General features: G+C 62.1%; 11 protein-coding genes. 8 read left to right on the top strand and 3 right to left on the bottom strand.

Going from position 1 to position 15,197, the window contains the following annotated elements; translation table 11 throughout:
- The first annotated feature begins 273 nt into the window (after positions 1–273).
- From DYST_RS16580 to DYST_RS24055, 8 genes are all read left to right on the top strand, one after another.
- Positions 274–2,265, top strand: coding sequence for a serine hydrolase domain-containing protein (locus tag DYST_RS16580; RefSeq protein ID WP_239946746.1), 1,992 nt, complete (start codon positions 274–276; stop codon positions 2,263–2,265).
- A gap of 3 nt (positions 2,266–2,268) precedes the next feature.
- The gene (locus DYST_RS16575) at positions 2,269–2,643 is read left to right on the top strand and encodes an MliC family protein (protein ID WP_239946745.1); all 375 of its coding nucleotides are present in this window, start codon (positions 2,269–2,271) and stop codon (positions 2,641–2,643) included.
- Complete coding sequence (locus tag DYST_RS16570) at positions 2,600–3,193, top strand: hypothetical protein (RefSeq protein ID WP_343214835.1); 594 nt, start codon at positions 2,600–2,602, stop codon at positions 3,191–3,193. Before DYST_RS16575 ends, DYST_RS16570 begins: the two co-directional genes overlap by 44 nt.
- Before the next feature lie 163 nt (positions 3,194–3,356).
- On the top strand, positions 3,357–4,310 hold the full coding sequence (gene pip / locus DYST_RS16565; RefSeq protein ID WP_239946743.1) for a prolyl aminopeptidase: 954 nt from the start codon (positions 3,357–3,359) through the stop codon (positions 4,308–4,310).
- A gap of 106 nt (positions 4,311–4,416) precedes the next feature.
- Positions 4,417–5,670, top strand: coding sequence for a hypothetical protein (locus DYST_RS16560; protein WP_239946741.1), 1,254 nt, complete (start codon positions 4,417–4,419; stop codon positions 5,668–5,670).
- Positions 5,671–5,836: 166 nt separating this feature from the next.
- Positions 5,837–6,298: a hypothetical protein gene (locus tag DYST_RS16555; protein WP_199178953.1), complete on the top strand. Its 462-nt coding sequence runs from the start codon at positions 5,837–5,839 to the stop codon at positions 6,296–6,298.
- A gap of 152 nt (positions 6,299–6,450) precedes the next feature.
- A complete protein-coding gene (locus DYST_RS16550) occupies positions 6,451–7,473 on the top strand; it encodes an alpha/beta fold hydrolase (RefSeq protein ID WP_239946740.1) in 1,023 nt (340 codons plus the stop codon).
- A gap of 264 nt (positions 7,474–7,737) precedes the next feature.
- Positions 7,738–7,872 (top strand): hypothetical protein, encoded by a 135-nt coding sequence (locus DYST_RS24055; RefSeq protein ID WP_275666855.1) that lies wholly within the window; start codon positions 7,738–7,740, stop codon positions 7,870–7,872.
- An 84-nt stretch (positions 7,873–7,956) separates the two neighbouring features.
- On the opposite strand, the gene DYST_RS16545 is transcribed toward DYST_RS24055, so the two are convergent.
- From DYST_RS16545 to DYST_RS16535, 3 genes are all read right to left on the bottom strand, one after another.
- Entirely contained in the window at positions 7,957–9,522 is a 1,566-nt protein-coding gene (locus DYST_RS16545) for a tryptophan halogenase family protein (protein ID WP_239946737.1), read from the bottom strand.
- A 172-nt stretch (positions 9,523–9,694) separates the two neighbouring features.
- Positions 9,695–12,127, bottom strand: coding sequence for a TonB-dependent receptor (locus DYST_RS16540; protein WP_239946735.1), 2,433 nt, complete (start codon positions 12,125–12,127; stop codon positions 9,695–9,697).
- Between the two features lie 370 nt (positions 12,128–12,497).
- On the bottom strand, positions 12,498–15,029 hold the full coding sequence (locus DYST_RS16535) for a glycoside hydrolase family 3 protein (protein ID WP_428993923.1): 2,532 nt from the start codon (positions 15,027–15,029) through the stop codon (positions 12,498–12,500).
- Between the last annotated feature and the right edge of the window lie 168 nt (positions 15,030–15,197).

Here is a 15,197-nt window from a genome sequence, read left to right as displayed (position 1 = left end):
GCGAAGATAGCCAAACGGTACCGTGCATGGAAAAACAACCGCCGACCACCGTCAAGCACATGAGCGGGATGCACTGCACGAAACCGGATGTATGGACGCCATGGTCATAGCCGTGACCTATGTCAGCGTTCGCTTGTCCCGCCGCCCAAGCGCACTGGCGCCGCCGGGCAACCTGTGTAGACTTCCGGCACCACCCGTGTCATCGACCCCGTCACGCGGCGCTGTGTTTTCCCACGTGACAACAGAGCGTCTCCCTTATGGCGAGGTACTTCCATGTTGATGCGTTGCGTTGCATTTGTCGGGTTGTTTGCGCTGGCCTCCACATCGCTGGCCATGCCCGCCGCGCCACCAGCCGCGCCAGCCGCCGATACAACCACCAAGGCGGATACGCCCAGAACGACATCCGCGGGTACGCAGTTCGTGCAACCCGCCGACTGGACCATGCACGCTGCTGGCAACAAGGTCACGCTGGCCCCGCCTGAAGCGGACTCGCAAGCCGTGCTGGTCGATGTAAAGGCCACCACGCCCGATGACGCCGTCACCCAGGCATGGAAAGCCTACGCACCGCCCAAGATGTGGCCGCTGCAAGTCGCCACTGACGCCGCACCGCGTGACGACTGGGACCAGGTCCGCGTCTACAACTACGAGACCTCCGCTAACGATAAACGTGGCGTCACCGTCATTGCCTATCGACATGGCAATCAGTACACGGTGCTGATCTACGACATGGCCAATGCGGTGGCCGAGAAGCGCGCCTCGCAGCTACGTGCCATCTCCGACCGCCTGCTGCCTAAGGGTTACAAACGCGAGAGTTTCGCCGGCAAGAAAGCGCATCCGCTCGATGCCGCGCGCGTGGAGACGCTGATGGCCTTCGTGGATGGCGCGCGCAAGGCGTACGACGTGCCGGGCGTGGCCATCGGCCTGATCGATCATGGCAAGGTGGTGTTTGCCGGCGGTCTCGGTGTGCGGGAGATCAACAAGCCCACGCCGGTCGATGCCGATACCCTGTTCATGATCGCCTCCAACACCAAGGCGCTGACCACGTTGATGCTGGCGCGCGAGGTGGACCAGAAGAAGTTCACCTCGAACACGCCGGTCGTGGACGTGATGCCGTCGTTCCGGCTGGGCGACGCCGCGACCACCAAGCAAGTGTTGATGCGCCACCTGATCTGCGCCTGCACCGGTATGCCGAGGCAGGACATGGAGTGGCTGCTCAACAGCCGCGATGCCACGCCAGAGACGGTGATGAAGGCGCTGTCGGGCATGCAACCGACCAGCAAGTTCGGCGAACTGTTCCAGTACTCGAACCTGATGGCGGCGGCGGCCGGCTATATCGGCGCCCATGCGCTGTATCCGAATATGGAGCTCGGCGCGGCCTACGACCTCGCCATGCAGAAGCAGGTGTTCGATCCGTTGGGCATGAAGATCACTACGTTTGACTACGACCGCGCATTGCTTGGCAACCACGCCACGCCACACGGCCTGGACGTGGACGGCCATACCGCGATTGCCGGCATGGGCATCAACGATTCCGTTCGTGCGGCACGCCCTGCTGGCGCAGCATGGAGCGCAGTGAGCGACATGCTGCGCTATGTGCAGATGGAACTGGACGACGGCCTGCTGCCCGACGGCCAACGTTACGTGTCCAGGCAATCGCTACTCGAACGACGCAAGGCCAACGTGGCGCTAGGCACCACGGCTACCTATGGCATGGGCTTGATGGTGGATCACACCTGGGGCGTGCCGGTGGTGCATCACGGCGGTGACCTGACCGGTTTCCATTCCGACATGATGTGGTTGCCCGAGCAGGGTGTGGGCGCCGTGATCCTGACCAACGCCGACGCCGGCGTCTTCATCCGCGGCCCGTTCCAACGCCGTCTGCTCGAAGTGCTGTTTGACGGCAAGCCGCTGGCGCAGGGTGATATCGATGCTGGCGTGAAACGCCTAAAGGCGCAGATCGCCGCTGAGCGAAAACGCCTCACCGTGCCTGCCGATCCCGCCGAGGTGGCAAAGCTGGCCGACAACTATCGCAACCCCGCCGTGGGCAGCATCCAGGTGGACCGCAGCGGCAAGAACCTGGAATTCAATTTCGGCGCGTGGCATAGCGAGGTCGCTTCGCGCAAGAACGACGACGGCTCCGTCTCGTTTGTCACCATTTCACCGGGTTCGGATGGTTTTGAGTTCGTGGTGTCGGGCAGCGGGGACAACCGCAAGCTGGTGTTGCGCGACGACCAGCACGAATACGTCTACGACGAGGTGAAGTGAGCCATGAACACCATCCACTACAGCAGGCGCATCGCATGCACAGCCATAGCTTTGCTGGCTGGCACGGCGGCGATGGCCGACACGACACATCTACCGCCCATCCCCGTCGACAACACCCTGGTGCGCGATTACCAGTGCCACGGCGGCCAATCGCTCAAGGTCACCTACTACAACCGCCAAGGCGGACAGAGCTTCGCCATGCTCACAGTGAAGGGCAACGCGATGCTCTTCGTCGACACGCTCGCCGCGTCGGGCGTCCGGTACGTCGCCGGCCCTTATGTGTGGTGGACCAAGGGCAACAACGGCGATCTCTACGACATGACGGCCGGCCCGAATGCCGCGCCAATCATCGGGGGATGCACGTCAGCGTCACATTAAAAATGACTTTTTCCTCATCACGCTGAACGGCACCGGCGGCAAGATGCAGGGTCTGGAACTGTCCGGCGCACTGGAGGGCGGCATGGTTGCGCGCGCGCTGGATGGCTTCGGCATGCAGGGCAACTTCACGCTGATCAACAGTACCGTTCCGGTGAGCGCGGTGTCGTCGATTCCGGGCGCGCCGTCCACCCTGCCCGGCTTGTCGCGCAAGATCGCCAACCTCACGCTGTACTACGAGAAGTACGGCTGGTCGTTCCGCATCACGGAGCGCTACCGCTCCTCGTTCACGGGCGAGGCCGTCGCGCTGTTCGACCAGTTGGGCTACAACAAGGTGCTGGCCGACAAGCAGACCGATTTCCAGGCCGGCTACGCCTTCACCCAGGGCCAATGGAACGGCCTGTCGGTGCTGCTGCAGATCTACAACCTCACCAACTCGCCGTACAAGACCGAGCAGATCTCCAACCTGCCCGACAACACGCAGATCGGCCGACCGCTCGACTACAACACCTGGGGACGTACGGTGATGTTCGGCGTCAACTACAAACTCTGACGCCCACGGCATGGGCGTGGTTTGCCGCGCGGAGCGCCGGCCCTCCTGAACGGGATGGCCGGCGCCGCCGGACAAGCTGCCATGCCCACTCCCCCGTAGGTCACGGTTTCCTCAAGCACTACGGGGTGGCTATGCTTCGACGGTACGCCGACGGAGCAGCACCATGCGCGAGCTATACCCCGAGATCGAGCCCTATCGCACCCAGCGCCTGCGCGTGGATGACATTCACGAGCTGCACATCGAGGAATGCGGCAACCCGCATGGCCTGCCCGTGGTGTTCCTGCACGGCGGCCCCGGCTCGGGTGTGTCCCCGTATCACCGCCGCTTCTTCGATCCCGCACGCTATCGCATCGTGCTGTTCGATCAGCGCGGCGCGGGTCGCTCGACGCCGCACGCGGAGCTGCGCAATAACACCACCGGGCATCTCGTCGGGGACATCGAAACGATCCGCGAGCACCTGGGTATCGAACGCTGGGTGGTCTTCGGCGGCTCGTGGGGCTCTACGCTCGCGCTGGCCTACGGGCAGGCACACCCGGAGCGCGTGCTTGGGCTCGTGCTGCGCGGCATCTTCCTTGGCCGCCCCGGCGAGCTGCGCTGGTTCAACGAGCTCTATGGCGGCGCGCGCTGGATCTTCCCTGAGCGTTGGTCGCACTACGTCGCCCACATTCCCGAGAACGAACGCGACGACATGGTCGAAGCCTATTGGCGCCGCCTCGACAGCGACGATGAGTCCGTGCGCGTGGCCGCCGCGATGGCGTGGAGCAACTGGGAAGGTGGCAGCACGACGCTGGTGCACGATCCGAACGAACCGGGCATCTTCGAGAATCCGCACGCGGCAGTGAGCGTCGCGCGTACCGAAGCGCACTACTTCCGCCATCAGGTATTCCTGGAGCCTGATCAACTGCTGCGCGACGTGGACCGCATCCGGCGCATTCCGGCAACTATTGTGCACGGCCGCTACGACGTCATCTGCCCGGTGAAGAACGCCTACGACCTCGCCACGGCGTGGCCGGAAGCTGCGTTCCACATCGTGCTGGCCGGACATAGCGCCGCCGATCCGGCCATCGTGGACGTGTTGGTGAATGCAACGGACGCGTTGGCCGACCGCTACGCTTGACGGGCCTCCTCGTCCAGCCCGCCCTCCGCACGCCATTTTTTCAGCCCCCGCGAGCCAGAACGCCGCCGCAACATAGGCATCTGGTGAAGAACGGATTCAGACCACCATGTACTTATCCTCCAGGCGCATCGAGGTCTGCAACACACCGGGACAGTCGTCCCGGCGTGTTTGGTCACGTTATCTCGCCGCCATGGCGTTGCTGGCTGCATGGGTCACCCACAGTCAGGTAGCAGCGGCGCAAGCCTTCTCCGTCGTTCCGCGCACGCTGGCTTGGTCTGGCGCGGATGCACCGGCGTACACGAGCGACTGGTCGAATGGCTCCATTGTCATGCCCTTCGTCTCTTCCAGCTCACACAGCGGGGAAGCGCAACGCATCAACGAGGCACTCTATGTGCAAATCGTTGGCATACCCGCACCTACAGGCACCGGCAAAAGCTTCACACTGCCGGCTACCAGCGATATCCCAAATAGCGGCTATCGTCTGGATTCGATTACCTCACTCGGATTTACGGTCGGTCGTAACGATGCGCACATCCTCTCGATCACCATAGAACGCGATGGCTGTGGCGCTTACTGCGAGGATTGGACTGAATCATTTCATTTCAACGCAACCACGGGCGCCGCTTTCACGGCGGACGACGTCATTTCGCCCGAGGCTCGCACCACTATCGTCCGCATGATGAAACAGGAGCGAACTCGCCAGTACACCGCCCTGCTGAAGGAACTACGCGCGCAGCGACGCACGCAGGCCATGACCGGCACGCCAGACAAAGCCAAGGACGCCGACGCAGACCTGGATGAGCGCATAGGATTCAACGAACAGTGCCTGGCTGGACTCACCGAAGCCAGAAGCGATACCTCCAGCGACTCAAGCGATACCTTTCGCTATCTGAAACTTGCCATACCCGACGCCAAGAGCGTGACGTTTGTCGCCGAGCGGTGCAGTAACCACGCCATGCGTGCGCTCGACGACGTGGGTGATGTCACGCTACGGATCAGCGACGACAAACTACGTGGCTTCCTGACCGCATATGGCCGCACCCTGTTCTTCGGCGACGACGAGCCACAACAGCCCTCGTCGCCGCGCGGCCAAGTGCTGCACGGTCGTATTGGATCGGCGTCGATAACGATGCGTGTCGCGGCAGACAGCGATGCATCCTCAGGAACGGCGATCTATTTCTACGAAAAATATCGACTGCCGATAACCTTGTCCAGTGCTCGCAATGGCAACACGTTGCGGTTGACCAACGGCAAGGAGGGCCGCGACCTGGAGACCTTCGAACTGGTCGCCCAGGGCAATGGCTACACCGGTGTGTGGCACAAGGACGCGCGAGAGCTCCCGGTCGTGATCGGCTTCTGATCTATCTCGCCTGCACTGTTGAGATCACCGGGAATGCGTGCGGTTGGCAGCTCCACGCGGCCACGTCTCCGACACCCGCTGGCCACTGAACGACCATCAGCGAAGCAAGGCATGCGCAAGCAACGCCACTGAATAATGCAGCCACTTTCACACCCAAGGGGGCCGCATGAAGTTGCTGTTTAAACGCATGATCCTGACTGCCGGTATCGCCGTGCTGTTGCCGTTGTCTGCCCACGCCGATATGCCCGGGCGTCATCCGGCGTACCTGCACGCGCTGTCCGACCTGCGCACAGCGCGCTGGATGATTTCGCATCGTCCCGGCGACGCCGCCGTAAGCAGCCAGGAAGACATCGCGATCACCGAAATCGACCGCGCTATCGGCGAGATCAAGCACGCTGCCTATGACGACGGCAAGGATCTCAATGACCATCCGCAGGTGGACTTGCCGATGGACCAGCCGGGTCGACTGCACCAGGCCGCCGATCTGCTGGCCAAGGTGCATAACGACCTCAATCGCGAGGAAGATGATCCGATGACTCGCGAGCTGAAGCACCGCTCGCTGATGCACGTCGACCAGGCAGAAGCCGCCGTCGACCATGCGATCAACGACGTACGCAACTATCGCTGAGCATTGACGTTCGTTTCGGTGCGCCGCCGGTCCTGGTGACCGGCGGCGCAGCCGTCTCGACCTACGTATCATCGAACTTTCGCGCCCCCAGGTAGTCCACTCCCAGGCACGCCAAGCAGCTCGCCGGGCTGTGGCGCACCAAGGGGAAGGTCGTGAAAGGAAGCCGTCGCCTGTTCGCCTGTTTGCTGCCGCTATCCGTATGGGGGTTCGTTGCCCACGCGGAAGGCGCTGACGTCCCCCTCCTGCAAAGCATTCCCGACAGCTATGCCCACGCGGGAACACCGGTGGAGATCGCGCCCCATCGCAGGCTCAACCTTCGTTGCGAGGGCAATGGTTCGCCCACCGTGCTGCTTGAGTCCGGCTCACATGCCGACACCACCACATGGTTTCGCCTGCAGCCATTGCTCGCCGCGCACTATCGGGTCTGCTCATATGACCGCGCCGGTTACGGCTTCAGTGACCTCGGCCCCATGCCACGTGACCTGGCCGCCGACGTCTCCGACCTGCACGCCCTGATCCATAAAGCCGGGCTCAAGACACCGTTGGTCCTGGCTGGGCATTCGCTGGGCACCAACATCGTACGGCGCTATGCCGCCACTTACGCCGGCGATGTAGCCGGTGTCGTACTGATCGATCCTCCCGCGCAGAACGTAGCGGCGTACGCGCCGGCATGGGCAAAGGAAGAAGACGCCATGGCCACACATCGCTTTGCGTTCATCGACCAGTGCAAGGAAGCTGCCGAAAAGCATGAATTGGCATCGCCACCGCCCGCGTTGAAAAGCTGCGTCGCCGCGGGCAACGCCCAAGCCAGCGCGGAAGTGAACGCGGCCATCGCGACCTACAAACGCAAGCCGGCGTTCTGGCAAACGTTGTCGTCGGAGTTGCACGACAACCTCACCGTATTCAGTCAGCCGGCAGCCTCCACGCCATCGCTCGGTACGCTGCCCATGATCGTGTTGTCGGCCTCAGGCACTTATGCAGATGCGCCCGCCGACGTCCGCGCATCGCTGGAGCTGGCCAAAGAGAAGACCCAGTCCGCCATCGCAGCCACATCGACGCGAAGCAGTCTCGTCACCGTTGCCAATACGTCGCACGACATTCAACTCGATCAGCCTGCGACGGTCGCCAAAGCGGTCGCTCAGGTGATTCAGAAGGCATCGGATGGACGAGAGTAAGACGAGCGCCCACTCGGTGACCTGGTTAGCCCGAACGGCCGCCATTTCAGATTGATCCGATGGAACGAATACTGTTCCGCGCATACGGTGGTGGCCTTTCGCCCCACGGTGGCCTTCTTGTCCCCTGACTACATCATCTGCCCTCACTGCACCCTCGAAGTGCGCAGGGGCCATAAGGCCTGCCACAGTTGTCATGCGGAGATCGGATATGGCCCACCATGGCCGTGGACCGCGGCCGCGCTTCTACCGTCGATATGGGTTGCCATGACCGCGCACCGGTTCTTCTACGACTCCATGCTTGTGTCGACGATCCTCGGCGGAATTCTGTTCGGCGGCCTCTGGGCTGTGCTCAGCATGGTGTTCGAGAACCGTGCGGTGTTCAAACGCCGCCCGTCGTGAAGTCGGTTAATGCGCGGACACCCCGTATCCATGGGCGCGGCAACCGGATGCTTCAGGGTTGGCACGCCGTGCAGATCGGGGGGGTCAAGCCAAGGCGCGCTCCCGATACTCCCGGCACATCCGCTCCACCAATGACCGATGATCGGGTAGATCATGCAGTGCTTGCGACGCGGCAAGCTGGATGTTGCGAAACTCCTGCCGCGCTTCATCCACACGTGGATACGCACTGCGCATGGCACTGAAGTCCGTCTCGAATTCCATGCCGTACAACACGTATTGCCAGCTCGACACCAGGAACATTTCGAGGTCGCTGACGAAATCGAGCCGATGCGGTGGACGATGTTTCCACTGCGCCAGTTTGTCCTGAAGGGTGTACGGGATGCTTGCGGGATCGGCATTGTCGATCCAGAAGGACGAGTCGCGACGCTGGCTCAGACAGTAGTGCATTTTGATGAAGTCGATGATGCGGTCATAGCGCGCCACCATCATCTCGTTGAAATGCCGCGCGGCACGCTCCATCTCGTCCGTATCGTTGGGAAGCAAGTGCGTAAGCAGATACGTCGCCAACTCGATCAGCGCGATGCCGGTGGATTCCAACGGTTCGACGAAACCACCCGCGAGGCCCACGGCTATGCAGTTCTTGCGCCAATGCTCGGGTCGATAACCCGTTTCGAACTTGATGTGCATGGCCTTGAGGCCTTCGGCGGCAGCACCAAGGTAACCCCGGAAGACTTCTTCCGCGCGCTCATCGGACGTATGTCGCGACGAGTAGACGTAACCCACGCCGCGGCGCTTTTGCAGACCAATGTCCCAGATCCAACCCGCCTCCTGCGCGGTGGAAATGGTGTAGGACGGGATCGGCGTATCGGCCTTCTCATAAGGCACCTGCATGGCCACGGCCCGGTCGGCAAATAGCACGTCGGCGCGGCTGCGGAACGGTGATTGCATGACGTTGCCGATCAACATGCCGCGCAAGCCAGTGCAGTCCACGTACAGGTCGGCGGTAAGCTCGCCCAGTTCCTTGGTCACCACACGCGCGATGGCGCCATGCTCGTCCAGCTCGGTGCGCTCCACCGTCGCTACGTGGCGTTTGACACCCAGGGTTTCCTGTCCGTGTTCGGCGAGTAAGCGAGCGAAGCATGCCGCATCGAAATGGAACGCGTGGTTCATCGGCCCCTGATAATCCGGGTCATTGAATCGTTTAGGTGCACGCGAATGATCGACCAGCGCGGTCTGCATCGACACCGCATCGGCGAATGGCATGCCTTCGGGCGCCGCGCCCAGCAGCCAGTACGGCAGCAGTTCCGGCCCACCGGGGCGCTGGCTCGGTGCATTGAAGGGGTGGAAGAAGTGATCGGCACCCGGTGCGCCTGGCGGGCGAATCCAATGACGGTAGTGGATACCCTGCTTGTAAGTCGCCGTCGCACCGACCAGGAAGCGACGTTCGTCGAGACCGATGGCAGCGAGCGTGCCGCGGATCGAAGGAAAGGTTGCCTCCCCTACCCCGAGCAGACCGATGTCCGGCGATTCCACCAGATGCACCTGCACACTTTGCGGATCGACCGCATTCACCGCCTTGGCGAGATAGCACGCGGCGAGCCAGCCCGCCGTGCCGCCGCCGACGATCAACACTTTCTTCAGACGAGCCATGAAGTCTCCCCGCGCTTTGTCGCAAACGAAGGCATGAAAGAAACGCCGGGCCACCCCACGTGGACCCGGCAAAGCGCCATTCAAGGGGAGGGACGACGACGCCTTCCGAAGCGTCGCCTGCAGAACGGCAAATCATGGGCGGCATGAACTCCATGGGGAGCCGCCCTGCTCATCAGAACCAGACGCCGAGCTGCACGCCGTAGGTACGTGGCGCGAGGTACTGCGACACGTACTGCAACGATCCATCCGGCATCAGGAAGCGCGCCGCGCTGGTGCGGATCTTTCCATCCGACACGTTCTGCACATAGGCATTGACCCACCACTTGTCACCCGGCTCCGTATAACGCAACGAGATATCGCCGCGCGTATACGCCTTCTGCTGGTCACCCGAACCCAGGTTGAAGTAGCTCAGCCACTGCGTGCTCTGGTACTGCGCGCTCAAACGAGGCGTGAGGCGACCACCGTTGCCGAGATGGAAATCATGCTCGTAGATCGCCGTGAGCGAGACGTTCGGCGCATGCGGCAGATCGTTGCCGGTGACGTTCATGCAACTGGCAAGGTTGGACGCCGGCGGACAGGCAGGCAGACCCTGATAGTCGTTACTGCCTGCGTATTGCAGCGTGCCAAGCTTCTTCTTGGGAATGGACGAGAAGATCAGATTGAACCGATCGTCTTTCTGCTGGTACGCCAGTTCCGACTCGATGCCGAAGACTTCCGTGCTGCCGCCCACGTTGGAGAAGCCCAGGCCGTGGTTGCCGTCTGGATAAACGATGGGCGCGGAAAGCTGGAAGTTCTTGAAGTCTTCGTAGTAGATGGCCGAGTTCCACGTCATGTGGCCATCGAGGAAAGTGAACTTGCTGCCGATTTCATAGTTGGTCAGCGTTTCCGGCTGATAAAGCGTGCCGGCGTCTTGCGTGCCGCCCGACTTGTAGCCGGTGGAAACGCTGGCGTACAGCAATCCATTGGAACTGATGTCGGTATCGACGCGAACCAGCCACGTCGGCTTGCTCTTGCTGTACTTGGCGGTGTTCTGCTGCGAGATGGTGAAGCCGTTGGACGGATTGGGATACACACCCGGTGAGATCGGCACCTGCGGCACTGTGGGATCGTAATCCCAACCCCAGTTGATGCCGCCCTGGTTTTCCTTGGTGTCGTGCGACCAGCGCGCGCCACCCGTCAGGCGCCAGTGATCGCTGATATGCCACGTCGCCTGACCAAACAGCGCGGACGACTTCACCGTTTCCTTCGGCTGGATGAAGGAGCCCTGCCAGTTCACCGAACCGTACTGGGTGCCGTTCATGATGGGGATGTCGAAGCGGATGTTGTTGTCTTCGTACGCGTAGTAGGCGCCAACAATCCAATCGACCAGCTGTGGTCCGCTGGACTTCAGATCCACTTCCTGGCTCCAGCTTTCATAGTTGGAGTAGTTGGTGCGGTCGTCCTGATACACGCCACCGGTGGTGAAGCTGGTGGGTACGGCAACGCCGACATCCTGATCGTAGTCGCTCTTGCCCGAATAACGGTTGTAGCCCGCGATATAGCTGAGCTGCATGCCGTCGTTGATGTTCCAGTCCATGCGACTACGCAGCGTCTTGGAGGTGCGGTCCAGGTACGGTGCGGTGTCGATCAGGGCAGACCAGAAGTTCTGACCGGGGCGTGGCGTCTGCATCAGGCTCAGGTCGGGCGTGCCGCGATCGAGGAAGTACTCGTACGAGAGATTCCACTTGAACGCATCGCTGGGTTGCCACAACGCGCTCACACGCACCGCAGACTGATCCTGCGAGTTGTACTTCTTACCGCTCTGCACGTACTGGTCGGCATTGATCGGCTGGAACTTCGCCGGATTGCCACCTGAGGCCAGATAGGCCTGCTGTTGCTGCGCCACGCTCGGCAGTTCGCTGGACGGGTTCTGGTAATCCACATAGCCGTCGTGCTGCTCATGCACCATCGCTACGCGCATGGCGAACGTGTCGCTGATCGGCAGATTGACCGCAGCACGCGCGCCCATCTGGTTATAGTTGCCCGCTTCCACCTGGGCGTTACCGTAGAAGCCCGCGCCGATATCCGGTTTGGCCGTCTGAAAGCTAATGGCACCTGCGGTGGAGTTACGGCCCCACAGCGTGCCCTGCGGGCCGCGCAGCACTTCCACGCCATCCATGTCCAGCAGCAGGCCCGAGGCGGCTTCCGCACGCGGCGTGTACACGCCATCGACAAAAGTCGCCACTTCCGGGTCTGCGTATTCGGTCTTGGCGCTGTCATTGCCGATGCCGCGCAGGGTCATCGTGACGACACCATGGTCGCCTTCGCTGGTGCCCTGCAGGCCCGGCACGAGCTTGGTCAGATCCTGCACCGTCATGACACGCTCCTTGTCGAGCGTGTCGGGCGTGATGGCGCTGACAGCCACCGGGGTTTTCTGCAGCGGCGTCTCGCGTTTGGTCGCGGTCACCGAAATAGCATCGAGCTGCTTCACCTTCTTGTCGGACGGTGCCGCTGGATTTTGCGAAGGCGCGCTCTGCGGCGCTGCATCCTGATCCGCGGCCAGCACCCCGCTCGGTGCGAGCACTAGGGACATGGCGATATACAACGCCGAATAGCGCAACTTCATCTGGCTTCCCCTCCATTCGTTCGGATTGTTGGCGTCACCGCCCTCGACGGCGACTGGCTGATCTCATCCCCACGATGACAGCGCTGTCATTATTGGTCATGACAGCGCTGTCATGGCGATCATAAAACGGTTCCCTTGCAGAAGCTTGACGCGCGGCAGCAAGGCATCGAACTCTTCCGCAGGCCTACTGTTACGCGCTTTGTTCGACCACTGATTATGTTCGCGTGGCCATTTTTTGTGCAAAAGCAAATAGACATCCAGCCGTCCATGGCCCGTAACCACTAACGCATCCTTGCCGACCAGCAACCCCGTAGGGCGAGTTACGCCTACCTACAGAGCCTGCGACACCCAACCCAAGCATGCCCTTCCATCACTTGACGCAATCAGCCACCTGATCCACATCGGTGCCCAGCGCGACTCGGGAAATCGCGATGTCCGCGCCCTTGCTCGCACCCCACACAAACGGCTGATCGACGTGGTGCATATCCGCACCCGCCGCGCGAAAACACTTCAACGGCACGCCCACGCGCACCCACTGTCCGGGTGCGAATGTCGACAAGGTTTTGCTGAGTGTCACGCGTCCCTGACAAGCGCTGCCGCAGCCCATGGCTACCCATACGTTCCGCGCGGGGAGCGCGTCAACGCGCAGGGTCATCACCAACAACACGTCGCCATTGGTTTCGCGATCAAGATCCAGCGGCGTACGTGCATGAATCGACAACTGAGCGTTGTCCGCCTGCCAGGTGAAGCGACGTGCGTCTTCCTGTGCCTTGTAGTCGAGCGCGGCCATGTGCAGGCTGCCGTCCGGCGTGGTTACAGGCGACACGTCGCCCGTCATGGAGGCGCCCTTGGCGTCCATCAGCGTGAAGGCATAGCCATGCACAGCCTTGCCCCGATCGAGATAGCTACCGACCGGAATCTGCTCACCTGTGATGCCCGATGCTTCGGGTAGCTTGGGCAACGCATGGTGATCGGCATAGGTCAGGCCATAGCCCAACGAAAACTGCGGTGCGCCCGGCCCCACCACGGCCGTGCGTGGCCAGGCGTAGGCGAGCTTGCCGTGGAAGTCGTTGGCGACGCTGCTGTCCGCCTTACGCAACAACACATCCGCCACGCCGCCGCCTTCGCTGCCCGGCAACCATGCGGCAACGAACGCATCGGCCGCATTGATCTCGCGATTCACCCACAGCGGGCGGCCACTGAGGAACACGGCGACCACCGGAATGCCTTGGCCACGCAGATGGCGAATGAGATCGAGGTCGCGATCATCACCGGGGTGGAACAAAAGATTAGGAATATCGCCCTGGAATTCCGCATAAGGGTCTTCACCAAACACGACGATGGCGACGTCGGGCTTTGTCGTGAAATGGCCGTCCGTATCGATCTCCGCCGAACCGCCCGCAGCCTTCACCTGCGCGACGATGCCGGCGCCGATGGACTGCGCGCCCGGGAAGTCCGTGTTCTTCAGCCCTGTGCCCTGCCAATTGAGCGTCCAGCCGCCACTCTGCCGGGAGATGTTGTCCGCACCTTCGCCCGCGACCAGGATGCGCTTGCGTGGGTCGAGCTGCAGCACGTCGCCGTTGTTCTTCAGCAACACCAGCGATTCACGCACGGCACGGCGTGCAATGGCGCGATGCGCCGGGCTGCCGACGACCTGGTTCGCCGTCTGCACGATGGGCTGCGAGGACGGCGCGCCAGCCTCGAACAAGCCCGCACGAAACTTCACACGCAGGATGCGCGCGACCGCATCATTGAGCCGCGCCATCGGGATCACGCCGGATTTCACCTCGGCCAGCGTGTGTTCGTAGAGGCCGCGCCAGCTATCGGGTGCCATCAGCATGTCGAGGCCGGCGTTGTAGGCAACCGGGCAATCCTCATTCGTGCAACGCGGCACCTGCCCATGCGCATTCCAGTCGCCGACCACGAGTCCCTGGAAATCCATGCGTTGCTTGAGCACGTCGGTGATCAACGCCTTGTCGCCCGTGATCTTCCGGCCGTTCCAACTGGAGAACGAGGCCATGATCACCTGCACACCCGCATCGATCGCGGGCACGTAGCCTGCCGCGTGGATGTCGCGCAGCTCAGCCTCGGTGATCTGTGCGTCCCTTCGGTCCTTGCCGTTCTTGGTACCGCCGTCGGCGAGGAAATGCTTGGCTGAAGCAAGCACGTGCGAACCATTCAGGAACTGCGGCGTGCCAACCTCGCCTTGCAGGCCTTCGATCATGGCCTTTGCGTACTGCGCGACGAGCTTCGGATCCTGCGAATAGCCTTCGTACGATCGCCCCCAGCGCACATCCTGCGGTACCGCGAGCGTGGGTGCGAAACTCCAGTTGATGCCGGTGGCACGCACTTCGGCGGCTGTCGCTTCGCCGATCTCGCGAATCAGTTCCGGATCGTGCGCGTTGCCGAGCGCGGAGTTCTGTGGGAACAACGTGGCACCCACGACATTGTTGTGGCCATGCACGGCGTCGATGCCAAACAGCAGCGGGATCGGCGGGTGATTGCTTTTGGCTTCCATCGCGGCGCGATAGAACGACTCGGACGCTGCCTTCCATTCGTCCACCGTGGCCGTGACGGTGCCGCGCGGTTTGGAATTGCCGCCGGCGAGAATCGCACCGAGGTGGTAGTTGCGTACGTCATCCGGCGTCACACTGAGAATGTCCGCCTGCACCAACTGGCCGACCTTCTCCTCCACCGTCATCTTGGCCAGCAAACCAGACACGCGTGCTTCCAACGCGGCGTCCCGTGGGAACGGCCAGGTAGCACGCGGCCACGCATCGGGATGCATGGTCGTCGCATCGTCCGCCTGCGCGATGCCTGCGCCGGCACAGGCCAGCGCCACGAAAAGAACAGTCGGGATACAAGGCAAGCGACGAGCGGAAGCCAGCACGACTCTCTCCATCAGGCAGGGGCCGGCTCTCCCTCGGAGTCGGGTGCCGCCGAGACTGACAGAAATGACAGCGCTGTCAATTTGCGTTGCAACACGCCCAAACCCGGGCCCGACAAAGGACGACCGGGCCAGTAAGTCATTTTAAATCAATCAATTAAGCGGCACTCATACCAGCAGCCA

Origin of the sequence: Dyella terrae (assembly GCF_022394535.1) — a bacterium.
Classification (GTDB): domain Bacteria; phylum Pseudomonadota; class Gammaproteobacteria; order Xanthomonadales; family Rhodanobacteraceae; genus Dyella.
This window is presented reverse-complemented; position numbering and strand designations above follow the sequence as displayed.

Bases quoted from the DNA above. Each gene is read 5' to 3' on its own strand.
- DYST_RS16555 (WP_199178953.1), top strand. From the start codon at position 5,837: ATGAAGTTGCTGTTTAAACGCATGATCCTGACTGCCGGTATCGCCGTG.
- pip (WP_239946743.1), top strand. From the start codon at position 3,357: ATGCGCGAGCTATACCCCGAGATCGAGCCCTATCGCACCCAGCGCCTG.
- DYST_RS16575 (WP_239946745.1), top strand. From the start codon at position 2,269: ATGAACACCATCCACTACAGCAGGCGCATCGCATGCACAGCCATAGCT.
- DYST_RS16560 (WP_239946741.1), top strand. From the start codon at position 4,417: ATGTACTTATCCTCCAGGCGCATCGAGGTCTGCAACACACCGGGACAG.
- DYST_RS16580 (WP_239946746.1), top strand. From the start codon at position 274: ATGTTGATGCGTTGCGTTGCATTTGTCGGGTTGTTTGCGCTGGCCTCC.
- DYST_RS16545 (WP_239946737.1), bottom strand. From the start codon at position 9,522: ATGGCTCGTCTGAAGAAAGTGTTGATCGTCGGCGGCGGCACGGCGGGC.
- DYST_RS16535 (WP_428993923.1), bottom strand. From the start codon at position 15,029: ATGGAGAGAGTCGTGCTGGCTTCCGCTCGTCGCTTGCCTTGTATCCCG.
- DYST_RS16570 (WP_343214835.1), top strand. From the start codon at position 2,600: ATGCCGCGCCAATCATCGGGGGATGCACGTCAGCGTCACATTAAAAAT.
- DYST_RS16540 (WP_239946735.1), bottom strand. From the start codon at position 12,127: ATGAAGTTGCGCTATTCGGCGTTGTATATCGCCATGTCCCTAGTGCTC.
- DYST_RS24055 (WP_275666855.1), top strand. From the start codon at position 7,738: ATGACCGCGCACCGGTTCTTCTACGACTCCATGCTTGTGTCGACGATC.